The organism is Bauldia sp., from assembly GCF_965232525.1.
Lineage (GTDB): Bacteria > Pseudomonadota > Alphaproteobacteria > Rhizobiales > Kaistiaceae > Bauldia.
Genome location: NZ_OZ246980.1, coordinates 1,604,499 through 1,628,637 on the forward strand (window position 1 = coordinate 1,604,499; position 24,139 = coordinate 1,628,637).

The following is a 24,139-nucleotide window of genomic DNA, read 5'->3' on the forward strand; positions in this document are numbered from 1 at the left end:
AGATCGTGCCGGCAAGCTATCTCATCGGCGTCGACCTCGGCACCAGCGCCACCAAAGCGGCGCTTTACACCGCCGACGGCGAAGCGGTGGCCGATGCCAGCGCGGCGTTGGAGATAACCTATCCGGAGCCGGGCCAGGTCGAGCAGGATCAGCATGAATTCGTCCGCACCGCTGCCGAAACCGTCCGCAGCGTTGTAGAGGGCAGCGGCATTGATCCTGGAACGATTGCCGCCATCGGCTTCGACAGTCAGATGGCCGGTATCGGTTCGGTCGATGAGGATTTCCGGCCGGCCACCCGCTACGACTCGTGGCTCGACATGCGCTGCCAGCCATACATCGAGATGCTGGCGCGCGACCATGGCGACGTGATCACCCGGTTGACCGGCTGCCCGCCGACCTGCGCCCACGCCGCCAAGATGTTGTGGTGGGCGCATGAACGCCCCGACGCCTACGCGCGGATCGCCCGCTTCGTCACGCCGTCGGCCTTCGTCGCCGGGACGCTGGTGGGGCTCAGCGGCGACCAAGCCTTTATGGACTTCACCTTCCTCCATTTCTCCGGCTGCAGCGATGCGCAATCGGGCGATTGGTCGCCGGAGTTGTGCGATCGACTCGGTATCGATCGCGAGAAGCTTCCCAAGGTCGTCGAGCCCTGGCAGATCATCGGCGAAACCCGTGGCGGCCTCAGCGCCATGTTCGGGTTGCCCGAGGGCATCCCCGTGGTCGCCGGGACCGGTGACACTGCCGCCGCGGCGCTCGGTGCCGGCATCGTCTCGCCGGGGATGATCCTGGACGTCGCCGGCACAGCGTCGGTGCTCGCCGGGTGCACCGACACCTTCGTTGCCGATGAGGCGGAGCAGACGCTTCTGACCATGCGTTCGGCGGTACCCGGCCTTTGGCATCCGCTCGCCTTCGTCGGTGGTGGAGGACTGGCGCTCGACTGGTTTGCCGAACTGTTCGCTACCGATGACGGTGCGCCAGCCGACCTCCCCGCTCTGGTCGAGGAGGCCGGTGAGATCGAACCAGGCGCTGACGGGCTGACGTTTTCGCCGCATCTCGGCGGCCGGGTCTGCCCCGCCGATCCCGGCCGACGCGGTGCCTGGGTCGGTTTCTCGTGGGGGCACAAGCGCGCCCATTTCCTGCGCGCGGCACTGGAAAGCATCGCCTACGAATACGCCGGCTATCTCGAGATTCTCGAGCGGCTCGTTCCAGACCAGAAACGGGTCGAGGCTCGGGTCGTCGGCGGCGGTGCCCGAAGCGACGTCTGGAACCAGATCAAGGCGCATGTCCTCGCGGTCCCCTACCGCCGTCTCGCCCGCAGCGATATCGGCACCCTCGGCGTCGCACTGGTGGCTGGCCACGGCGTTGGCGTCGTTGACGATCTGGCAGCCACGGCCGCCCGGGCGTCTCGGCCGCGCGACGCGCTGACGCGCCCCGGGTCGCAAAGCAGCCGGTATCAGCCACTCATCGCCCGCTATCAGACCACACAGAAGGCGCTCGACCCACTATGACCACGTCCACCGGTCCCGATCTTGTTCGCTTCTGCCTGGTAGGGGGTGGTCGCGCCGGCCGCGTCCACGCCGCCACGCTGACGCGACATCTCAGTGGCGCCGCGATCACCGCCGTTGTCGACGCCGACGAGGGTGTCCGTCAGGCGGCGGAAGCCGACTTCGCCCCCGGACACGGCTACGCGACGATCGCCGACGCCCTCGAAGACGGTGGCTTCGACGCGGTGGTCATCACCACGCCGACTTTCACCCACGCCGAGTTGGCTGTTCAGGCGGCGAAGGGCGGCAAGCACGTCTTTCTCGAAAAGCCCATGGCCCTGTCGCTGGCCGAATGCGACGCGATCATCGCCGCCTGTGAAGAGGCCGGGGTCCGGCTGCAGATCGGCTTCATGCGGCGGTTCGATCCGGAGTTCCGCGCCGCCTTCGAGCGTATCGAAGGCGGGGAGATCGGCCAGCCGATGGTGGTCAAGTCGCTCACCCATGGTCCCGGCCTGCCGCCGCCATGGGCGCGCGATCTGGCGAAGTCCAACGGCATGCTCGCCGAGGTCAACAGCCACGACCTCGATTGCGTCCGCTGGCTGATGGGATCGGACCCGATCCGGGTCATGAGCGAGACCGCGAACTTCAAGGGCAAGGCCCGCGGTGTCGACGATCCGGATTTCTACGACACGGTACTGACCCAGTTGCGGTTCGACAATGGCGGGCTCGGCAGCGTGTCGGGCATCTGCCCCTGCGACTATGGCTATGACGCCCGGGTCGAGATCGTCGGCGAGAAGGGCATCATGCAGATCGGCGACATGCGCGGTCAGGCGATCGTCGCCTGCACCGATCGTGACGGCGGCCTGAGGACGCCGATCTACCGGACCTGGCCGCAGCGCTTTGCCTGGGGATACATCGAGGAGATGCGCCATTTCGTTGACTGCATCCGCGAGGGCCGCGATCCGGAGCCCTCCGGCGCGGACGGCCGATGGGCGGTGGCCCTGGTGCTCGCCGGACGGCGGTCAATCGCGGAGGATCGGTCGGTGACCATTGCGGAGGTCATGTGACGGTATCGACCATGCGGGCGGCGGTCTATCACGGTCCACAGGACCTGCGGATCGAGACGATCGATCAGCCGAAACCGGCGGCCGGCGAGGCTCTGGTGCGCGTGCTTGCCTGCGGCGTGTGCGGCACCGACCGGCGGATATTCGCCGGCGGCCACCGCTACTACCCCGACGGTGCCAGGGGGGTGCCTGGGCACGAGATCGTCGGCGAGGTCGTCGCCAACGAGACCGGCACCGAGGTGCCGGACGGCCCGGTGGTCGTCGCGCCGAACTTCGGCTGTGGCAAGTGCATGGAATGCCTCTCCGGTAACAACAACCGGTGCAGCCAATTCCAGGCGATCGGCATCACCATGAACGGCGGCTTCTCCGACTATGTGCTGGTGCCGGCGCTGGCTGTGGCACAAGGCAACATCATGGCGCTCGATGACGTGGTCGATCCGGCGTTGGGGGTGCTGGTCGAGCCGCTGGCGACGGTCGTGCGGGGACAGGAACCGCTGGCGATCGGTCCGCGCGACACGGTGCTCGTTGTCGGTGGCGGGCCGATCGGGCTGCTGCATGTGGCGCTCGCTCGCCTCAAGGGCGCGGCCAAGGTGATCCTCGCCGATCGCTGGGATCGTCGCGTGGCGATCGCGCGGGAGATCGGTGCCGACGTGGCGCTTAACGTCCGCCGCGACGACCTCGCGGAACGTCTGATGGCGGAGACGGCCGGGCGCGGCGCCGATGTTGTCATCGTTGCGGCGCCATCACACGCGGCGCAAGCGGAAGCCCTACGCCAGGCGGCGGTCGGCGGTCGCGTCAGCTTCTTCGCCGGGCTGCCGAAGGCGCAGCCGAGCACGGAACTGGAAACCAACCTCATCCACTATCGCGAATTGACGGTGAGCGGCACGACCGCCTGTAGCACCCGCGATTGCCGGATCGCGATGGAGATCATCACCGGTGGGCGCATGACCCTCTCCCCGCTGCTCACCCTGTCGCTGCCGCTCGAAGAAACGGTCTCCGCCTTCACCAGCGACCCCCACGATCATCTCAAGATCAGCATCACCCCCTGACGTCGGCCCCCATGCGCTGGCCGGGGCCGGCCTCCCTCCGGTATCTCAGGAGTCTCGAGTTTGCACTCCGTCCGTCTTAGCGATGTCAGCGATGGTGGTGCGGAGGGAATCGGCGATGGCCTGAGCGCTGTTGGCATCGTCCGCGGCTTTGGCGATTAGCGTTTCCGCCGGGATCGGCGGGCCGAAAGTGACCGTCACCGGGACGGGGCGGGGCAGGGCGCGCTCGCGTGGCAATGCCTCCTCGCTGCCTGATATGAAGGTGGGAACCACCGGTGCCCCGGAGCGCTCTACGATCAGGCCGATGCCGGGATGGAAGGGCAGAAGCCGGCCGTCGGGGGAGCGCCACCCCTCCGGAAACCAGACCTGGACACCGTCGTTCGCAAGGCTGTCGACCGCGAGTTCGATCGCGATGTTGGGCATCGTCTCGTTGACCGGAAATCCCCGTACGGCCCGGGAGAAGGCACGCCGGAACCGAGTGCTAAAAAGGCGCTCGTGGGTTGCCGCCCAGACGACCCGCCGCCGCAGCTTAGAAGGTAGAGCGGCCGCCACCGCGAAAGCATCGATATCGCTGACGTGATTGGGGCAGATGATCACCGGCCCGTCTTCGGGCAGCGTCTCCGCTCCGTGCACCCGCAGGCGGAAGAACAGGCGCATGACGGCGCTGTTGCCGAGCTCGACCACCTTGCCGAGGGCACGCTCGGCGGCTGTTCGCGGCGTGAGCCAGCGCGCCCGCTCGGCGGCGAGAGTCTCCGCCATGGCGGGTCCCTCGTTTCCGGCGCCGGCGGCCTTGTCGCTGACCCGGGCGAGCAGGTTGCGCACCGTGGCGATAGCCGCGACATCGGCCTCATCGAGCCGGACTCCGGTCGCCTCGTCGATTGCCACGCCGAGCGTCATCCAGGCAAAGGAGTCGAGCCCGAGATCGAGTTGGAGGTGGCTGTCGAGATCGAACGGCCGGGCGTCGTCAAGCCCTTCGAGGATCGCCCAGACGGCATCGCGCGGCGGTGTTTCGATCCACTGCCGGTCTTCCGCGCTTAGCGGCCGCGCGGTATGCCCGGAGCCCTCGGATTTGGCCCGATCGTAAAGCTCCGGCAGTTCGAATCGCTTCAGCTTGCCGAGGCGCGTGCGCGGCAATGGCTCGCGAGTCAGGGCGAAACCGGCGAGCCGCCACGTGGAGGGCAGGCGCTTGGCGGTGCTGCCGAGCGAGACACGGATCGCGTCCTCGGCGTTCATCCAGCCGGCCTTGGCCGTCTCGGCGAGGTCCGGCACGATCAGCGCGACCAGCGCGCCGTCGCGGTCCATCACCCCGATCTCCCCGATTTGCGGATCGTCGAGATAGGCTTTCTCGACCTCCTCGGGATAGAGATTGTCGCCGCCCGGCAGGACGATGACCTCCTTCTTGCGGCCGGTGATGTAGACAAAGCCGTCATCATCGAGGCGGCCGAGGTCGCCGGTCCGGAAGTAGCGGTCGTCGGTGAAGGCCTCGGCGTCGGCGTCCGGGTTGTCGATGTAGCCGGAGAAGACGGTCGGGCCGCTGATGAGAATCTCGCCGGTCCCATCGTCGCCCGGTCGGTCGATCCGAATCGTGGTTCCCGACAGGGCCAGGCCAACCGAGCCCATGCGCTTGGCCGCCGACGGCGCGGTCACCGACGCGGCGGTCTCCGCCAGACCGTAGCCGACCCGCACGTCCCAGCCGATCGCTTCGAGGGCCTGCTCGATCTCCAGTGGCAGGTGCGCGCCGCCGGACACCAGCAGCCGAAGGTCGGGTGCGATCGCCCGCCGGAAGGGCGCCGTCACCGCGGTGGCGACGCCACCGAGGCCGATGCTTCGCAGTCCCTTGGCCAGTCCGGTTCCGGCGTCGAAGATCAAGGTGGCGGGGCGGCCGCGCGACGCGATCCGACCGCGGATGCCGGTAAGCATCGCCTCATAGAGCCGCGGCACGCCGACGATGATCGTCGCCCGGCCGGTTCGCAAGGCTTCCGCGATATGGGGGCCGGTGGCGCTTTCCGGCAGGATCATCGGCGCGCCGACGGTCAGGCAGGTGAGTGTCGCGGTGATCCAGGGGAAGACGTGGTGCAACGGGAGCGGCATCAGGACGCGATCGTCGGTGGAGACCAGCCCCGTGTCGGCGATCGCCTGAACGTTCGAGGCGATGTTGCCGATGTTGAGACGGAAGACCTTGGCCTGCCCCGTGGTGCCCGAGGTGCGGAACTGAGCGACCGGATGATCGGTATCGAGGTCGTCGAACGGAGGACCGGTCTCGTGTCTGGGTATCTGCCGAAGGTCGAGGCAGGTCATCCGCTCGCCCAGCGCGCCTGGTGGGTCGCCGTCGAGCAAAGCGACTGACGCGCCGCTGGCGATGATCTGATCTGCCGCCTCGTCTGCGGGCACCAGCGCGTCGATCGGCGCCAGAATCGCTCCGAGCAAATGGCAGGCGAGGGCTGCGGCAATCCACTCGGGCGAATTTGGCGCCCAGATGGCGACGACGGAGCCTGGCCCGACACCGTTCTCCTTCAGGACCGCCGCCGCACCGAAGACGGACTGACGGAGCTCCGTCCCTGACACCGGCACCGCCTCACCGCCCTTCATCGCAAGGATGGCGGGGCGATCGTCGAGTTGCTCCAAGGTCAACAGCGCGTCTTTCGGCGACCACGGTGTCGTTGTGTCTTGGTCCATTTCCGCTGCCCTCATCGTCACAAGCGGCCGCCTTCGAAGCGACCGCCAACCGGATCACAGCGCAAAAGGGGCCACGCGCCAAGATACCCGGCGGATATTTCGACTGGCCGCCTGTCCCAGGTCGCTCGACCGCGATTCCCGGCTCGCCTATGCTCACCGCTTCTGAGGTTTCGTGGCCACGGGAGGCAATGGATCGGTGGACTCATCCGCGCTCGAGATTGAACTCCTGCAACTCGCCCTTTCCCCTTCGGACGATCCACCGCATGCCCATCGCGAAATCGTCTGTCGGCGGCCGTACCGCGAAGGCGGCCTGCGCCTCGACGCCGAGCAGCGCCCCGATGGCCGCTGCCTGATCCACTGCTACGGTCACGGGGGCACCGGTTGGACATTGGCACCGGGATGTGGACAGCGGATTCGCGACCTGGTGCTCCGGCATTTCGAGAGGCGCGGCGCCGAGTCCCGCGACGTGACCATCCTCGGCGGCGGGGTGATGGGGCTTTTCGCCGCCTTTGCCCTTGCCGAACACCGCGCGCAGCATCCCGGCAGCATTGGCGCCTTGACGATCGTCGCCGAGCGCCTCGACGATCTCACCAGTCACAATGCCGGCGGCTTGTTCGAGCCATTTTCGATCGGCGCTGAGCCGGACCTGCAGCTCCTCGTCGATTCCTACACGTTCTATCAACAGATCGTGCTCGGCGAGCCGCCCGCGCCGGAGTTCGAGGCGTTCGACATCGAGCTTCTGTCGCTGTTTTCGTCCGAGCGCGACCCGATGCCCAACCTTGCCGGTCTCGGCTACGTCCCGCATGGCTTGCCGGCGCGCATGCGCATCGGTGACGTACGGCACAACACCCACGTGCACCGTATCTTCTTCATGGACGTGGCGCTCCTCATGCGGCATCTGCTCGCCGTCGTGACCCGCCGCGGTGTCCGCATCCTGCGCGGTGTTCGCGTGCACGATCTCGACGAGCTGAAGACCCCCGTGGTCGTCGAATGTGCCGGGCTCGCCGCGCGGGATCTGGTAGATGACCCGGGATTGAAACCCATGCTCGGTCATCTGATCCGTCTGCAGAATCAGCCCCGCGGGCTGTTGGATGTCGAGCACGATCTCCACGTGATGGCCGACCAGGTCGACGCCGCCCGCGCAGCGGTGTCGGCGTTCCTGGCGGTCGGGATCGAAGACGTGCTGGCGACCTTTTCGCCCGATGGGGCAGCGCCGGACGATCTGGTCAACATTCGTTTCCAGCACGGTTTCGAGGCGCCGGTTCGCGCGCGCCTGGAGCCGTTCTACGATGTTCTTCGGCGCGTTCAGGGACGGCTCGAGACCGACGCGCCGCTGCCCGATCCGGACATGGCGGGTCGGGGCCGAGTGCGGGTTTTCGACTCGGGCAGCGACCGGAACAGATATGTCGACGGCATCGCCCTCATCGCCCGGGTGGCTGAGTTGCGTGGCGCGAGCGCACTGCATGATCGCAGTAACCAGCTGCTGGCGGCGCTCATTCCCCGCTTCGCCAAGCGCTTCGGCTTCATCGTGGCACTAGACTCGGGTCTCTCGTACTTCCTTCCGATCTTGAAGGAACCGGTCGTGCCCGAAGCCGACGGCCGATTCCGCTACATCTCGGAACGCGCTGCCAACGGTCCCGTCACTGCCGGTGTCGTCGGTGGCACCACGATCGACCGCGAGGACCTGTCGCTCGAAGCGCATCAACGCGAGTTCGCCGGCGTCGTGGATCGATTCCACAGCCTGGGCTTCTCTTAGATCGTCGGCGGTCACGGTCGATCCGGTTCTGGTTTACGCCGAGGCGGCTTCCCTGAGGACGGCTTCGGTGATCTCGCTGTCCTCGTCGAGTGAGCGGATCGGCGCGATGCCCTTGACCTTCAGGGTGGCCTGATAGGACCGGACCGCTTCCAGCGGCATCATTTCGCCATCGGCGACCCGACGCATATGGTCGACGATGTCGACCTGGCTTTCGGCGAGATTGATCTTGCGGCCGAACAGCGCGACGCGCGCGCCGTATTTCTCAGCCTGGTAGAGGAGTTCGAAGGTATCGCGATGGGTTCCGGCGCCACCGCCGAGCACGCCGACAACAAGCTGGGGATCGTAGGCGACCAGTTCTTCCAGTGCCGCCGGGCCGTTGTACGGGTATTTGAGGAACTGTGGCCGCTTGGCCTTCAGGACCCCGGAAAGGCAGCGGGCCAGATTATCGTTGACGAACTGGCCGACCGCCTCCTTGGGAATGCCCGCATCGATGTTGGGATTGAACACCTCGAGGAAGTAGGTGATGCCGTTGGCGACGGCGTCCTCTCGGAAATCGTTGAACGCTTCGAGCGAGCGCAAATCGGCGTCGAGGTCGTTGACGAAGGTGATCGAGTAGAGGCCGAGGTCCGACAGGCCGGCCGTGGCGATGTCCTTGAGGACCGGGGTGCGGAACGGCCTGGACGGCCCGAGTTTGCCGTAGCCGTTGGGCCGCGCACCCCAGATGTCGGAGGTGTCGTTGGCCCTGAACGCCGGCTTCACCGCGCTGCCCTTGAAGGCGCCGGCCTCGGTTAGCAGTTCCAGGTTCGACGGCGAGACCAGCATGATGTCGAGTTGGTCCTGCCGAACGATCTCGGTAATGACGTCGAGAAACTCCGCGCGTGTGCGATGACGGACGAAGGCGCCATCCGCATCCCGAACCGGGCCGGTCGCCGGAATCGGATTCGACATGTCGCCATCCTTGGCGTCGGCGATGATGAAGTCGCCCTTGGCGTAGTTGCCAGCGCGGATCTTGGCGAGCTTGGTGTCAAGGCGAAACATGCGTGCTCCTCGTGAAAGGCTGGAGAATTGAAACGCGCCCGGAGGTGGGCGTTGACGACGATCGATGGGTCATGGTGACGGGGCCGATGCGGCTCGCGGCCGGTCTTGCGCGCTCGCGTCGTTCGACGATCCGCCGAGGACGAGCAGCGTGCCGGCGAGGAACGTGTCGCCAAGCCCGATGGTCGCGGCCGGCTTCTCCAGATAAGGGGCCGGACAGCACACGATCGACCAGCCGTCGCGCTGCCGGGAGGGCGGCAGCGGTGGTGTTCGAAACCGTGCGCCGTCCGGCAGTCGGTCGGGAACGGCGAAGTAGCCCGCGGCGGCGCGCGCGGCGGCAAGCAGACAACCGATCATCAACGCCTCGCGTTCGCGCTCGGGATCGCCGCGGGTCACGGTGAAGGCCCAGTCGTCGGCGTGGATGCAGATCCGCTCCAGCGCATGCGCTTCGGCGAGATGTTGGGCCGCCACGTCGGGCGATGTACCGGCCTGGGTCAGATCGGTGAGCTCCGACAGGCTCATCCCCAGCGACGTCGCGACCGGCATGAGCCGCTCGAGCGTCTGATCCCGTTGCTCGGGACCGTGGAAGTCGCCGAGTTCCACGTGAACGATTTCGAGGCCGGCGCGGCGCCAGGCGCTCGCGGTATCGGCGGCGTAGTCGAACTCCGCCGCTGCGTCCTCCGGCGCGATCTCGTTGAAGCCGCAGAGGACTCCTGCGCCGGCGTGGGCCGCCGCTTGAACCGAAGCGCGGACGAAGGCGGCATCGTGCTGCAGCGGATCGTGATCGAAGCGAACGATGGTCCGCGACGAGCGCGGCACCCGGCGCTCGCCGATCGTCTCGCCGGCCGTGAACTCGAAGACATAGTGTGGCGACCGCTCGCGACCGGCGGGCGACAGAGACGAGATCGGCACCAGTCCGTCGTCGCTCGCCACCAGCGTATCGGGATGGAGCACCGTCAGTTGGCCGGCGGTGCGGTCTTCGAGTGCGATCAAGGAACGGGCGCCCAGTTCGGCAAGCATATAAGCGGCTTGAGCGTTGGTGCCGCCGATCGCGCGACGACCGGTGACATGATCGTCGATCCATCTCGGGCCGCCCGGCCAATTGACGAACAACTCGCCGCCGATCCCGTTGAGCGCGCGTCGCTCGAGTTCGGCAAGCAGGGCCACGGCGTCCGGGTTCTGGTTGGCCGCGGCGCTTAAGGGTCCGACGGTTTCGTGGAAGGACAGATAGACGTCGACGCAGGTGCTGAAGCCACCAATGGTCAGGCGTGATCGCTTGGCGAGTTCCGGCAGCCGCGCGATGAGCGCGGTGTAGGCTTCGGACCAGGCGCGCGCCGTTGTCATGGTTTGTCGACCGCCCGGCTGGCGCGTCTTGGTTTGAGCGGCCGCGGTCCGGCCCACCCGGATGGCGAGCCGTTGCGGGCGCCTTGCCATCGGCACCGGGTCGTCCCGCCAAGCCTTGAGCGCCTCCCGGATATCATCGCCTTACCGCTCGCTGGATTGCTTTTTTTTGCATTTATATGCGAATATAAGCCTCATTGCCATTTACTAGATGCGTAAAACAGCAAGGTCAAGCTGGCATCGGCGGCGAAATGCGATACCGTGCGGCCGAGTCGCTTGGAACTCTCGGGGTCTGGGATGCCTACGGCAGAGAAAACCCGCTTATCGACGCAACTCGGTCGCGCAGACAGCGACTTTGCGCTCCCCGCGCGCCGGAGAAGCGAGCTTCTCAAGGTGGCAAAGACGCGGGGATCGATCACTGTGACCGAGATCGCCAGCGAGTTCGCGGTCTCCACCGACACCATCCGTCGCGACCTTGATTATCTCTCCAGCCGCGGCCTGCTCACCCGAACCCACGGCGGCGCCGTTCCCGTCGACGGGTTCATGGACCGTGACACCCCGGTCGCCATCCGCGTCAATGCCCGGGCGTCGGAGAAGGGGCGGATCGCCAAGGCCGCGGCCGCGCTGATCGTTGACGGCGAGACCCTGATCATCAACGGCGGATCGACCACCCGGGCGTTCGTCGGGGAATTGGGCGCCCTGCGCAACCTGACTATCGTCACCAATAACCTCGGCGTCCCCGCGGCGGTGCTGCCGAACACCGCGCGGGGCGTGTATCTTCTCGGCGGTCACGTCCGCCAGGAGTTGCAGGTCACCATCGGCGCGGTTGGCTTTGCGGACGCCGGTCCGATCAGCGCCGATACCGCCATCATCGGCGTCGGCGGCGTCTCTGCCTCCGGGCTTTCAACCACCATGCTCGAGGAATCGACGATGATCGCGGCGATGATGGAATCGGCGCGCCGGGTCATCGTGCTCGCCGATGCGGCCAAGTTCGGCGCCACGGTTCTGGCCCACATCGCGCCGCTGAAGCGCGTCCACCTGCTGGTCACCGATGCCGAGCCGCCTCCTGACCTGATGGTCGCGCTCGGCGAGGCCGAGGTCGAGGTCATCGTCGCCGGCTGACTCGCCGGGCATCCTATCAGAACACGTTACGTCGCCGTTGCCGTTCAAGGGCGGCACCCTGCGCGGGCGCTGCTCAGCCGGCCGACTCGCGGCTCCGTCCCGGCCGCAATGACACCTCCGTTTTGGCTTCCAGATGCGACTTCGTGCGCGACCGGCTTGCTTGACGGGTCTCTGATACACTGATAAAACAGCAAAACATTGCGTTTTCTCGCTTGAATAAGGCGTTTTCTCGCGTGTAGGGTCGATGCTCGGCCGGCCGTCGGAGGCTGACGCGGGCTGACAGTCAGCGGTCTGCGGGAGGGGCGGATCGGGGCTGGTCTGGATAGTGAAGGAGCCTGCGTCCGCGTCGTCCAGGCGGAGGCGGGCCTAACTGGGAGGAAGATATGACGTTCCGAAAAACTGTGCTGCTGTTGAAGTCGACGGCTGTTGCGCTTGCGCTCACCGCGACCGGCGCCGCGGCTGAGGCGAATCTCGAGTTCATCCAGTGGTGGGAGCCGGAGCTTCCGGCCGGTGCGTTGCGCGAGATCATGGATGATTTCGAAGCGCAGAACCCGGGTATCACCGTCGAACTGGTCAGCGGCCCGTACGCCGCCACCCGCGATCAGATCGTCATCGGCGCAGCGTCCGGGACGCTGAGCGACGTGGTCGGTCTCGACGGGGCGTGGGTGAACGACCTCGCCAAGCAGAACGCCATCGCCGCGATGGACCCGCTGATGCAAGCGTCCGATTTCGATTCCGATCAGGTCGCCGCGATCATCAGCCTTAACGGCAACAGTTACATGTTCCCGGTGGCTTCGTTCGTCTATCCGGTGTTCATGAACGTCGACCTGCTCGAGGAATCAGGCGTCGACACGATACCGACGACACGCAGCGAGTTCGTCGACGCCGCGCGGAAGCTCACCGACGAATCGAAGAACCAGTATGGCTGGGTCCTGCCGCTGTCGTTGCAGGCGCCGAACGGCATCCAGAACGACGTGATGTCGTGGGTCTGGGCGTCGGGCAAGAGCATGCTGAAGGACGGCCAGCCCGATCTCACCAACCAAGACGTGGTCGGAACGCTGGAGTTCGTCCAGTCCATGTACGATGAGGGCCTGATCTCGCCTGGCGCCTTCGCCAAGAAGGAGCAGGACAAGGTCGAGGAATTCGTCAACGGCCGCGTCGCGATGATGGTCGACTCGTTGGCGCACATCAATCTCATCCGCGACCGCAATCCGGACCTCAACTTCGCCATCACCGCGGTGCCCGCCGTCGACGGCTACGACGGCGCGCGTGGGCTGCCCTATGCCTCCTGGGGGATCGGCATCGCCGAGAACAGCGAGCATAAGGAAGAAGCGTTCAAGCTCGTCTCGTATCTGATGAGCCCGGAAGTGAACGCCAAGCTGGTATCGATCGCCAACGCGTTCCCGGGCAACGTCAACGCCGAGCCTGATTTCGTGACCACCGACGAGCTGTTCGCGACCGCGTTCGAGATCTTCCAGAACGGTTATCTCGCCAACGAGTTCGTCGGCCTGCCGGTGGCCGAGGAACTCATGCGTCAGTTGGGTGTCGAGGTTCAGCAGATGCTCGACGGCAATCAGACGGCCGCTGAAGCCGCTGCCAAGGCGCAGACCAAGTGGGAAGCGGAGTTCTAGGTTTTTCCGCTGACTGTGCAGAAACCCGACGTTCGAGCGGCGCGCCGGCTGGTGCGTCGCTCTTCATTTGTCGATGTTAGGCTTCGCGACGTCTACGCAATCGCCGCCGCTTGCTAGAATGAGGCCTCGGCAGGACATGTCGCCCAGCGTTTGGAGGGTGGCGCAATGGTGAACTTCGTGACCCGCTCGTCATCTCCGGCAGGTGTCGCGCGCATCTTCTTCGGAGGCCGCCTGAACAGCAAGGCGATGCGGCCGTATCTCTACATCGCCCCGGCTATCGCGCTGTTCTTCCTGCTGATGCTGTTCCCGATGGCGATGGTGTTTCGCTACTCGGTGATGGACGGGGCGATCCTCAGCCCCAATCCGACCTTCGTCGGCCTACAGAACTTCCAGCAGATTTTCGCCGATCCGGTCTTCCGTCTGTCGATCGGCAACACGCTCTACTTCACGGTCATGAGCGTGGTCTTCCACCTCATCCTCGGTCTGTCGTTTGCCCTCCTGCTCAATTCGCGGCGGGTCAACCCGACACTTCGGAGCATCCTCAGGGTGCTCTACATCCTGCCCTGGCTGTTCACTGCCGTGATCATCGCGATCATCTGGCGCCTGATCCTCGATCCGAATGGCGTCGTTAACGCGATCCTGATGACGCTGAACGTCATCGACTTCAAGGTCGAATGGTTCTCGTCACCGGATACCGCCATCCACGCGCTGACCTTCGTCAACATCTGGGCCGGCTACCCGCTCTACATGGTCACGCTGCTCGCGGGCCTTCAGGGTATCCCGGACGAGCTCTACGAAGCCGCGAGCATCGACGGCGCTAATGAGGCCCAGAAGCTGTGGCACATCACGCTGCCGCAGCTTGTGCCGATCATGGTCAGCATCGCGCTGCTCGACTTCATCTGGACGATGCAGGTGTTCCCGCTGGTGTGGATGACCACCGGCGGCGGCCCGATCCACGCGACCGAGATGATGAGCATCTACACCTACAAGATGGGCTTCACCCGCTTCGAGTTCTCGCTCGCCTCGGCAAGCGCGGTGATCATCTTCATCCTCTCGATGAGCATGACCTACTTCTACATCAAGCATCAGAAAGCCAGTCAGTGATCAGGCCATGAGACAGCGCCGCGCCTGGAAGTTCGATTCCACGACCCTGTTCGTCTATCTCGGCCTTGCCGCCGGGCTGGTGTTCGCCGGTTTTCCAATCCTGTGGATGTTCTTCAGTTCGCTGAAATCGAACACCGAAATCTTTTCGCTGCCGCCGCGGATCTTGCCGGATGTGTTTACGCTGACCGCTTACGAAGCGATCTTCAGCGATCCGGTGAAGATCCGGTTCTTCATCAACTCCTACTTCGTTGCCGGTGTCGTGACGTTCCTGACGCTGATCGTCGCCACGCTCGCCGCCTACGCGTTCAGCCGCTATGAGTTCCGGCTGAAGAAAGTCGCCAACCTCCTGGTGATCAGCACCCAGACCGTGCCGCCGATCACCCTGATCATTCCCTACTTCGGCATGGTGGTCGCGTTCGGGATTTTCGACACCTACCTGGCGCTGATCCTGACCTACATGGTCTTCACGCTGCCCTATGCGATCCTGCTGATGACCGGGTATCTCAACACGCTGCCCAAGGAACTCGACGAGGCGGTGCTCGTCGATGGCGGATCGAGCTGGACGGCGCTCTGGCGGGTGATCGTGCCGGTCTCGATCCCCGGCATTGTTGCCACGTCGGTCTATACCTTCCTGCTCTCCTGGAACGAGTTCCTGTTCGCACTCACGCTGACCAAATCGACCGACCTCAGAACCGTGCCGATCGGTATCCAGTTACTGATGGGGCAGCACGCGTTCGAATGGAACGAGATGATGGCGATGAGCGTGTTGGGGTCCTTGCCGCTGCTGCTTCTCTATCTCATTGCCCAGCGGTACTTCCTCGCCGGGATGACCGCCGGCTCGGTGAAGGTTTGATCCTTTCGCTAACGGACCATTCGCCCGAGCGCGCGGCCGGCACTGGCTTGCTTGCGGATCGACGTCGGGTCAGCCCTGTTTCCGTGGGTCGAAAGCGGATAAGGAAACCTGACAACGAGGCGTCGGCAGGCAACGGCCGTCGCCTCAGCAACCGGGAGACCCTCTTGCGCGAAAGACGGAACGGGTCGGGCGACAGCCGCGCGGCCGACCATATCGTGACGACGATCGAGCGGCGGATTTCCGAAGGAACGCTCGCCGATTCCGCGCCGCTGCCGCCCGAGCGGGTGCTGATGGAGGAGTTCGGCGCGAGCCGCACCGTCGTACGCGAAGCGATCACCGCACTCGCCAACCGTGGTCTGATCGAAACGCGGCCACGGTACCGGCCGATCGTCCGCCGGGTCGGCTACGAGACGGTCATCGACACCACCGGGCCGATCATCCGCAAGCTCCTGAACCATCCGACCGGAGTCGAGAACCTCTACCAGACCCGGGTGTTCATCGAGCGCGGCCTTGTCCGCGAGGCGGCGATGCACGCCTCGAAGACGAACATCGGCGAACTGAAACGCGCGCTTGCCGAAAACCATGCGGCGATCCCGAGTTCGGATGACTTCTACCGGACCGACACCGCGTTTCACCGTGTCTTCTACAAGGTACCCGGCAATCCGATCTTTCCGGCGGTGCATGAAGGGTTCGTGTCATGGCTCGCACCGCACTGGGAGCGGATGCGGCGATCGCCCGAGGACAACCAACACAATTACCGTGCCCATGAGGCGATCTACACCGCGATCCTCGAGCGCGATCCAGATGCGGCCGAAGACGCGCTGGTGGCCCATCTCGCCGATGCCTGGGACCTGGTGAGCGGGACATTCGACTGAGACGATCGATCGACGCTCATCCGCCGGCATATCCGGATCGAACATTTTTCATCTTGTGAACAACGCGCCTTCGTCTTCGCTAACTAAAGCAGTCGGCGACCGCCTCGGCGTTTGCGCGAACGCCGAGACATCCACGAAAGGTGAGTGCCATGCCGAGACCCGTTGCAGTCAACCACATCGGTGCTGTCGTCCCGGATATCGAGGCGGCGATCGACTGGTATCGCGATGTCATGGGTTTCGGCCTGGTGGCCGGGCCGTTCGACCTGCGGCCCGACGATCCCAACGGCGCCCAGACCATGGACGTGCTCGGCGAAAAGCTGAAGCACCTCCGGATTGCTCATATGAGTTCGGCGAACGGTGTCGGCCTCGAGCTGTTCGAGCCGGTCGATCCCAAGATCGAAAGGCGGGACGACATGGTCGAGTTCTGGCGGAACGGCTTCTTCCATATCTGCGTCACCGACCCCGACGTGGAAGGGCTCGTCGCCCGGATCGTCGAGACCGGCGGGAAGCAGCTCTCAAAGTTCTGGCGGGAACGGCCGCCGCACCCCGAATACCGTATGTGTTACTGCGCCGATCCGTTCGGCAATGTGGTCGAAGTCTATTCGCACCAGTACGAGCACATGCAGGCGCATCGCGAGGCGCTCAACGACGCGCGTCAGTGATCCGACCTACCGAGCGGGAGCGCTTTCATCGTGCCGCACGGCGGCGCGGTCGTCCCGGCTTGGCCGTGGGCCGCGCAAGCTGCTTCCGCGGCCCCACCGTGTCGCGCTCGATCAGTGTGTTGAGGACTCTCAGGCGCATGGGAAACGCCCACGCCCGCTCGCCGCTTATGCGTTCGCGCAGCAGCTTGACGGCAGTCGCACCCTCCTCCTCGCCGTTGACCCGGACGGTGGTGAGCGGCGGGGAGACCTGCGTCGCGGCGGCGAAATCGCCGAAACCCATCACCGAGACATCGTCGGGGATCTTCAGCCCCCGGGACAGAAGTTCCGACACCACGGTTACCGCCAAACCGTCGTGGGAGCAGAAGTAGGCGGTCGGCCAAGCGCCGCCGTCGAGGCGTTGCTCGAGGACCTGACGGAAGGTGTTGTCGTGGGTCCAAGTCAGGTGGTGCAGGGTACACCCGCCGATCTCCTCCAGCGCCTGCTGCAGCCCATAGAAGCGGGTGAAGCGTCCCCTGAAGGTAGGCGGTCCGTGAACATAAGCGATCTCGCGGTGCCCGAACCCGAGCAGGTATTCGGCGACGGCGGCACCGGCCTCGTGTCCGGCGCCACCCACCATGTCCACGTCCTCATTTGTCGCACAGAAGCCGAGCCGGACGACCGGGATGCCCATCGACCTGGCTTTCTTGACGCTTTCGATTTCGTCGACGCCGGACACGATCAGTCCGACGCAGTCGGCGAACATGCCCATGTATTCGTGGCGGTGAGAGGTCCAGTGAACTCGCAGGTCGAAGCCGAGCCGCTCCGCTTCACGCCGCGCCCCGCTCTGCAACTGGATCTGAAGCTCGCTGTTGATGCCGTGGACGTCGTCGAACAGGAGACCGATGGTGCGGCGGTGGGCAGGCGTTGGCTTCCGGTAGCCGAGCTCCGTTGCCGCCGCGTGGACACGCTTACGCGTCGCCTCGCTGACCCCGGGCTTGTCCGACAACGCGCGCGATACGGCAAACTTCGAAAGCCCGGTGGCCTCCGCCAGCATCTGCATCGTGACCCGTTTGGTTGTCATCGCCCCTCCCGGCGGCGCCGTTTTCCCTAACGAGAACATAACGCTTTACATAACAAATCAAGAGTATCAAGCTAAGTTGTTCGCCACAAAAAGCGATAACGGGAGGAGTCATGTTGTTCGCTTCGCGCGGGGCGTGGACGGTCGGCGCATTGGTCGCGGCCGCCACCCTGTCTATGTCGGCTTTCGCCGTCGAACCTCAGGAATCAACCTCACTACAGCCGCTCGTCGACAGCGGTGACCTGCCGCCGATCGCCGAACGGCTGCCGGCAAACCCGTTGGTCATCACCCCGACCGAGCGGGCCGGGCAGCAGGGCGGCGACTGGAACCACGCCCTGATGGGTACCGGCGGACTGTCGATGCTGGTGCGTTACCAGGGCTATGACCCGATGGTCCGGTTCACGCCCGACTGGTCCGGCGTCGAACCCAACGTCGCCGAGTCGTGGGAGGTCAGCGACGACTCTCGCGAATACACGTTCCATCTGCGCGAAGGGCACAAATGGTCGGACGGCGAACCGTTCACCACCGAGGACGTGCGCTTCTGGTACGAGGATGTCGTCCTCAACGACAACATCGCGGCCGGCAGCCTGAACTTCTGGAACTCCGGTGGTGAGCTCGGCGCGCTCGAGATCATCGACGATCACACGTTCAAGGTGACCTTCAAGGAACCGAACGGTGTCTTCATCCAGCAGCTTGCCTGGGCCGACAACGATCAGATCGTGCGCACGCCGGCCCATTACCTCAAGCAGTTCCACATCGACTACAACCCGCAAGCCAATGAGCTGGCGCAGGAGCAGGGCCTCGATAGCTGGGTCGCTTTGTTTCAGCGCGAGTTCGGACCCGGTGCCAACGAGTTCTTCCTGAACTCCCGCCGTCCGACATTGGCGGCGTGGGACTTCGAGGTCGCCCCCGGCGAGAACACCGAGCAGGCGATCGCGGTGCGGAACCCGTACTATTTCAAGATCGACACCGAAGGCACCCAGCTGCCCTACTTCGATCGGGTCGTCTATCAGATCGTCAACGACCCGGAGGTTCTCCTGTTGAAGACCCTCCAGGGCGAAGTCGACATGATGGACCAGTACATCGGCACGCCGGTCAACAAGCCGGTTCTTTTCGACGGGCAGGAGGCCGGCGACTTCGGCTTCTATACGCTCAAGAACACCGCCGCCAACGTGATGGTTTTCCAGCTCAATCTGAACCATCCCGACCCGGTCAAGAATGCGCTGTTCAATGAACGCAGCTTCCGCGAGGCGCTGTCCCATTCGGTGGATCGGCAGGCGTTGATCGACGGGGTGTTTGTTGGGCAGGGCTCGCCGGCTCAGCCGTCGATCGTCGAGGGCGATCCGCTCTACGTCGAGCGCCTCGCCAAGCAGCACACGGAGTTCGATCCGGCGAAGGCCAACGAACTCCTCGACGCGTTGCTGCCGGAGAAGGACGACGAAGGCTATCGCCTCGATTCGGAAGGCCGCCGGGTGACGATCATCTTCGAGATCGATCAAGCGCGCACGACCTTCGTCGACATGTTCCAGCTCGCGCTGCCGATGTTCCGTGAGGTTGGGATCGACGCCCAAATCCGCACCATGGATCGGTCGCTGTGGGAGACCCGCGTCCGGCAGGGGCGTGAGTACGACGCCACCGCGCATCAGTTCGGCGCCAACGCCGGCATCGCGGCGATCCTTGACGCGCGCTACTTCGTGCCGTTCAACGCCAACGCCATGTATGCACCTGGCTGGGCGCAATACTACGGCGACCCGGACAATCCGGAGGCGATCGAGCCGCCCGAGGAGGTCAAGGCCCAGCAGGAGCTCTACCGCACGCTGCTGTCGACCGGCGATCCGGCCAAGCAGCGAGAGATGATGATCGAGCTCCTCAACAATGCGGCCGATCAGTTCCTGGTGTTCGGCGTCAGCCTGCCGCCGGACGGCTACGGCGTCATCAAGAACGACATGGTCAACACCATGGATGTGATGCCGAACTCGTTCGGCTGGCCGACGCCGGCTCCCTCCCGCCCGGAGCAGTTCTTCAAAGGCTGACTTCAGGCAGCATGCTTCCCGCCGGTTCGTCCAGAGCCGGCGGGAAGGACAGAGCAAGACGGCGACGACGAGATCAAAGACATGGACATTCCGGTTTCGACCGACGACCGGCGGCTGCGCGCAGCCGACTGGTACAAGACCGCCACGCGCTGGACCCAGCTGACGCTCGCCGAGGACGATCCCGTCAAGTTCGATCCGGACTTCTGGATCGACATTTTCAAGCGAACCCGGTCCAACGCCACATGCCTCAGCGCCGGTGGGTACATCGCGTATTATCCGAGCAAGGTACCGCTCCACTACGTCTCCAAGTATCTCGGCGACAGCGATCCGTTCGGCGATCTCGTTGCCGGTGCCCGGGACCTCGGCATGCACGTCATGGCCCGGGTCGATCCCCACGCCATTCATCAGGACGCGGCCGACGCCCATCCCGAATGGGTTGCCTGTGATGCCAGCGGCGCGCCGCGTCGGCATTGGGCCTATCCGGATGTGTGGGTGACCTGCGCCTATGGCGACTACAACGCCAAGTTCATGCCGCAGGTGGTTGCCGAAATCGCCGCCAACTATGACATCGACGCGGTCTTCGCCAACCGCTGGCAGGGGCATGGCATCTGCTACTGCGAAACCTGCAAGAGTCGGTTTGGCGCGTTCAGCGGCAAGGAGCTTCCGCGCACCACCGATCCCGACGATCCGGTGTGGCAGAGCTGGGTCGCCTGGCGGCGCCAGGTGCTCAGTCAGATCATCGTCGACTGGGACGAGGTCGCCAAGGCCGCGCGCCCGCACGTTCGCTTCATCCCCAACATGAGCGGCGCCTCGCTGATGGAGTTCGACCTCGACATCATCGAGGCGTACTGCCCCTTCCTGGTGGTCGATCATCAAGGGCGGCGGGGAACCGAGCCGGTCTGGACATCTGGCCGCAACGGCAAGCGAATGCGTGCCTCGTTCCCGGATCGACCAGTCGTCCAGATCGCCTCGATCGGACCGGAGGATGTCCACCGCTGGAAGGATGCGGTCACCACCGGCCCGGAGATCCAGAGCTGGATCGCCAACGGGACGACGCACGGCCTGCGCCCGTGGTTTACCAAGTTTAACGGCGTCGTGCCGGACACTCGCTGGGTGGAGCCGGTGATCGATGTTTTCGCGATCGATGAGGCGATCGAGCCGGTCTGTTCGGCGATGACGCCGACAGCCGACATCGCCGTTGTCGATCCGGCGACCACGTTGCGGCATCAGGCGCGGGAGACTCTGCGCGCCGCCGAGCATCACGACCTTGGTTTCTATCACGCCCTCGTCGAGGCCCGACTGCCGTTCGAGATGATCTCCGACACGACGCTTGATCCGGCCCGGCTCGACGCGTTCAAAGTCCTGGTGATCCCCAACGCGCCATGCCTGTCCGACGCACAGTGCCAGGCGCTGCGGGCGTATGTGGAGCGCGGCGGCAGCATGGTGGCCGCCTACGAGACCTCCGCCAGCGACGAGAACGGTGAGCCGCGCGCCGAACTCGGCCTTGCCGACGTGTTCGGCGTCACCCGACAAGGGCGGACCCGCGAAGGGTTGCGCAACACTTACATCGCGCTTGGCGGCGCGCACCCGGTTAACGAAGGCTTCGGCGACGCACGCCGGATCATGGGCGGGACCGCAACGCTCGACGTCGTCGCCGCTCCGGGGACGATCTCACCGTTCCTCACCATTCCGGACTTCCCTGACCTGCCGATGGAGGAGGTCTATCCGCGCGAGGAGCCGCATGCCCCGGCGGTGGTTGCCCGCGAAACGCCGCAAGGCGGACGGGTCGTCTATGTCCCCTTTAACATCGGCGCGGTGTTCTGGGACGTGTTGACGGCCGACCATGGCCGACTGATCGGCAACGCAGTCCGCTGGGCGCTTGGTGAGGAGCCGCGCGTCGTCGTCGACGGTGGTGGTGTTCTCGATATTGCCGTTCGCAAGAGCGCGGACGGGCTGGCGGTCTCTCTGTTCAATCTCACCAATCCGATGATGATGAAGGGACCGGTGCGGTCGCTCTATCCGAGCGGTCCGCAAAGGGTGCGGATCCGTCTGCCCGAGGGCCGGCGTGTTGCGCAGGCGCGCCTGCTCGTTGCCGACTCGACAAGGCCGGTGGTTGTGGACGACGCTTATGCGATCGTCGATGTGCCGTCGTTCGAGTTGTTGGAGGTTGTGCATTTTGCGTGGGCGTGATCCCCTGACCGTCGGGACGACCATGGTCGATTAGCCGAGACCGTCGGGATGCTCCGCTACTTCATCAAACGCATCCTCTACATGATCCCGACGCTGTTCGGGATGTCGATCATCGCGTTCGTCATCATCCAGCTTCCGCCGGGCGACTACCTGACCGCGGTGATCGCGGCGATGCAGGACGCCGGTCAGGTCGCCAACGAAACCGAGATCGCGCGCCTGCGTGCCGCTTACGGTCTCGATGACCCGGTCTACATCCAGTACTTCAAATGGATCGGCGGCATCCTCTTCCGTGGCGATTTCGGCTGGTCGTTCGAGTGGAACCGGCCGGTCGCCGATCTGATCTGGGACCGGATGGGACCGACCCTGTCGATCTCTATTCTGTCGCTGTTGTTCGTTTGGGCGGTTTCGCTGCCGATCGGCATCTATTCGGCGGTCCGCCGTCATTCGATCGGCGATCACGTCTTTACGCTGCTCGGTTTCATCGGGCTCGCGATCCCCAACTTCATCCTCGCCCTGACGCTGATGTACCTGACCTACCGCTATCTCGGTCAGAGCGTCGGCGGCCTCTATTCGCCGGAGTATGTCAACGCGCCGTGGTCGTGGGACAAGTTCCTCGACATGCTCGCCCACCTCTGGATTCCGGTGGTCGTCATCGGCACCGCCGGTACCGCCGCGCTGATCCGGATCCTGCGGGCCAACCTCACCGACGAGTTGAGCAAGCCCTACGTGCTCACTGCCCGCGCCAAGGGCCTGCCGGAATACAAGGTTGTGCTGAAATATCCGGTGCGGATTGCGCTGAACCCCTTCGTTTCGGCGATCGGCTGGGTGCTGCCGGAGCTGATCTCGGGCATCACCATCACCGCGATCGTGCTTAATCTCCCGGCGGCGGGACCGCTGCTTCTCCAGGCCCTAGTGTCCCAGGATATGTACCTCGCCGGCAGCTTCATCCTGCTCCTCGGCGCGCTGACGCTGATCGGCATGCTGATCTCCGATCTGCTGCTAGCGCTGCTCGACCCGCGGATAAGGTTCAACTGATGTCGATGCCGCTGCCGGCCGACGAGCTGGACGATCCCGGACCCGCGATCAGCCCGCTGAAGCCCGGCGGCGAGACCCGCTCGATCGCGGCGGCCGGGCAGTGGACCCTGATCTGGCACAAATTCGTCCGCAACAAGGTCGCGGTCGCCGCCGGCATCGTCATCGTCGTGTTCTACCTGATCGGCCTGTTCGCCGAGTTCCTGGCCCCATCGCTGCCGGAGACCGCTCGGCCGCAGTTCAGCTATGCGCCCCCGCAGAGCCTCGCCTTCTTCGTCACCGACGAGGACGGCGAATCTCGGTTCCTGCCACACGTCAAAGGCTACCAAGTCGAGATCGATCAGGAATCGCTGCGGCGCATCTTCACCGAAGATCCGGACAAGATCATCCCGATCGGGATGTTCGTCGAGGGACCCGCGTACAAGCTCTGGAACCTCATCCCGATGAACGTCCACCTGTTCGGGCCGGTCAACGCCAATGAGCCCGCTTACCTGTTGGGCGCTGACAAGCTCGGTCGCGATCTCTTGACGCGGCTGATCTATGGCACGCGGGTGTCGCTGTCGATCGGCCTGGTTGGCGTCGCCATGTCGCTGCTGCTCGGCATCGTCCTCGGCGCGCTCGCCGGCTACTACGGCGGCTGGGTCGATGTCGTGGTGCAGCGGATCATCGAGATCATCTCGTCGATGCCGACCATCCCGCTGTGGCTCGGGCTTGCCGCGGCGGTGCCGCTCACCTGGTCGCCCCTCCAGGTCTATTTCATCATCACCCTGATCGTCTCGCTGCTCGCCTGGACCGGGCTGGCACGCGAGGTGCGGGGGCGGTTCTATTCGCTGCGGGGCGAGGACTTCGTCACTGCCGCGCGCCTCGACGGTTCGAGCGAGCCGCGCATCATCTTCCGCCACATCCTGCCGTCGCTGACCAGCCACATCCTCGCCGTGGTGACGCTGGCCCTACCGATCATGATCGTCGCGGAAACCGCACTGTCCTTCCTTGGCATAGGGCTGAAGCCCCCGGTGGTCTCATGGGGCGTTCTGTTGCAGGACGCCAGGAACATTCGAACGGTTGCGACCGCGCCGTGGCTCCTGATCTGGCCGGCGGCCGCCGTGGTCAGCGCCGTGCTCTCCTTCAATTTCCTCGGCGACGGCATGCGCGACGCCGCCGACCCGTACGGGCAATAA

General features: G+C 65.0%; 18 protein-coding genes. 14 read left to right on the forward strand and 4 right to left on the reverse strand.

Translation table 11 applies throughout. The annotated features are described in order from the left end of the window. Positions 1-5 precede the first annotated feature (5 nt). Genes ACO076_RS07690 through ACO076_RS07700 form a run of 3 tightly spaced genes read left to right on the forward strand, consistent with a single transcriptional unit; the run spans position 6 to position 3,597 of the window. Positions 6-1,508 (forward strand): FGGY-family carbohydrate kinase, encoded by a 1,503-nt coding sequence (locus ACO076_RS07690; RefSeq protein WP_421726134.1) that lies wholly within the window; start codon positions 6-8, stop codon positions 1,506-1,508. Further along, a complete protein-coding gene (locus tag ACO076_RS07695) occupies positions 1,505-2,551 on the forward strand; it encodes a Gfo/Idh/MocA family oxidoreductase (protein WP_421726135.1) in 1,047 nt (348 codons plus the stop codon). The genes ACO076_RS07690 and ACO076_RS07695 overlap by 4 nt, the downstream gene beginning before the upstream one ends. Then, positions 2,548-3,597 carry a zinc-binding dehydrogenase gene (locus ACO076_RS07700; protein ID WP_421726136.1) on the forward strand — a complete coding sequence of 350 codons (1,050 nt, stop codon included), beginning with the start codon at positions 2,548-2,550 and terminating at the stop codon, positions 3,595-3,597. The genes ACO076_RS07695 and ACO076_RS07700 overlap by 4 nt, the downstream gene beginning before the upstream one ends. A gap of 45 nt (positions 3,598-3,642) precedes the next feature. Here ACO076_RS07700 and ACO076_RS07705 read toward each other — a convergent pair whose 3' ends face one another. Continuing rightward, a complete protein-coding gene (locus ACO076_RS07705) occupies positions 3,643-6,270 on the reverse strand; it encodes an AMP-binding protein (RefSeq protein WP_421726137.1) in 2,628 nt (875 codons plus the stop codon). Between the two features lie 196 nt (positions 6,271-6,466). On the opposite strand from ACO076_RS07705, the gene ACO076_RS07710 reads away from it, so the two are divergent. After that, a complete protein-coding gene (locus ACO076_RS07710; protein ID WP_421726138.1) occupies positions 6,467-8,026 on the forward strand; it encodes an FAD-dependent oxidoreductase in 1,560 nt (519 codons plus the stop codon). Between the two features lie 33 nt (positions 8,027-8,059). Here the strand turns inward: ACO076_RS07710 and ACO076_RS07715 are convergent, their stop codons facing one another. Together ACO076_RS07715 and ACO076_RS07720 are read right to left on the reverse strand one after the other, a co-directional pair. Further along, entirely contained in the window at positions 8,060-9,064 is a 1,005-nt protein-coding gene (locus ACO076_RS07715; RefSeq protein WP_421726139.1) for a hypothetical protein, read from the reverse strand. Positions 9,065-9,133: 69 nt separating this feature from the next. After that, positions 9,134-10,405: an ADP-dependent glucokinase/phosphofructokinase gene (locus ACO076_RS07720; RefSeq protein ID WP_421726140.1), complete on the reverse strand. Its 1,272-nt coding sequence runs from the start codon at positions 10,403-10,405 to the stop codon at positions 9,134-9,136. A gap of 294 nt (positions 10,406-10,699) precedes the next feature. Between ACO076_RS07720 and ACO076_RS07725 the strand changes: the two genes are divergently transcribed. The 6 genes from ACO076_RS07725 to ACO076_RS07750 all read left to right on the forward strand — a co-directional run bounded on the left by ACO076_RS07725 (position 10,700) and on the right by ACO076_RS07750 (position 16,649). Beyond that, the gene (locus ACO076_RS07725) at positions 10,700-11,524 is read left to right on the forward strand and encodes a DeoR/GlpR family DNA-binding transcription regulator (RefSeq protein WP_421726141.1); all 825 of its coding nucleotides are present in this window, start codon (positions 10,700-10,702) and stop codon (positions 11,522-11,524) included. 383 nt (positions 11,525-11,907) lie between these two features. Further along, the gene (locus tag ACO076_RS07730) at positions 11,908-13,155 is read left to right on the forward strand and encodes an ABC transporter substrate-binding protein (RefSeq protein ID WP_421726142.1); all 1,248 of its coding nucleotides are present in this window, start codon (positions 11,908-11,910) and stop codon (positions 13,153-13,155) included. A gap of 246 nt (positions 13,156-13,401) precedes the next feature. Then, positions 13,402-14,259 (forward strand): carbohydrate ABC transporter permease, encoded by an 858-nt coding sequence (locus ACO076_RS07735; protein WP_421726694.1) that lies wholly within the window; start codon positions 13,402-13,404, stop codon positions 14,257-14,259. A gap of 7 nt (positions 14,260-14,266) precedes the next feature. Continuing rightward, positions 14,267-15,112: a carbohydrate ABC transporter permease gene (locus ACO076_RS07740; protein WP_421726143.1), complete on the forward strand. Its 846-nt coding sequence runs from the start codon at positions 14,267-14,269 to the stop codon at positions 15,110-15,112. Between the two features lie 164 nt (positions 15,113-15,276). Next, positions 15,277-15,987 carry an FCD domain-containing protein gene (locus ACO076_RS07745; RefSeq protein ID WP_421726144.1) on the forward strand — a complete coding sequence of 237 codons (711 nt, stop codon included), beginning with the start codon at positions 15,277-15,279 and terminating at the stop codon, positions 15,985-15,987. Between the two features lie 149 nt (positions 15,988-16,136). Then, positions 16,137-16,649 (forward strand): VOC family protein, encoded by a 513-nt coding sequence (locus tag ACO076_RS07750; protein ID WP_421726145.1) that lies wholly within the window; start codon positions 16,137-16,139, stop codon positions 16,647-16,649. Positions 16,650-16,674: 25 nt separating this feature from the next. Here the strand turns inward: ACO076_RS07750 and ACO076_RS07755 are convergent, their stop codons facing one another. Further along, a complete protein-coding gene (locus ACO076_RS07755; RefSeq protein WP_421726146.1) occupies positions 16,675-17,709 on the reverse strand; it encodes a LacI family DNA-binding transcriptional regulator in 1,035 nt (344 codons plus the stop codon). 110 nt (positions 17,710-17,819) lie between these two features. On the opposite strand from ACO076_RS07755, the gene ACO076_RS07760 reads away from it, so the two are divergent. The 4 genes from ACO076_RS07760 (at position 17,820) to ACO076_RS07775 (ending at position 24,139) form a co-directional block, all read left to right on the forward strand. Continuing rightward, positions 17,820-19,739, forward strand: coding sequence for an ABC transporter substrate-binding protein (locus tag ACO076_RS07760; RefSeq protein WP_421726147.1), 1,920 nt, complete (start codon positions 17,820-17,822; stop codon positions 19,737-19,739). Positions 19,740-19,820: 81 nt separating this feature from the next. Continuing rightward, on the forward strand, positions 19,821-21,929 hold the full coding sequence (locus tag ACO076_RS07765) for a beta-galactosidase trimerization domain-containing protein (protein ID WP_421726148.1): 2,109 nt from the start codon (positions 19,821-19,823) through the stop codon (positions 21,927-21,929). A gap of 48 nt (positions 21,930-21,977) precedes the next feature. After that, complete coding sequence (locus ACO076_RS07770; RefSeq protein ID WP_421726149.1) at positions 21,978-22,964, forward strand: ABC transporter permease; 987 nt, start codon at positions 21,978-21,980, stop codon at positions 22,962-22,964. Positions 22,965-22,969: 5 nt separating this feature from the next. Further along, positions 22,970-24,139, forward strand: coding sequence for an ABC transporter permease (locus ACO076_RS07775; protein ID WP_421726695.1), 1,170 nt, complete (start codon positions 22,970-22,972; stop codon positions 24,137-24,139).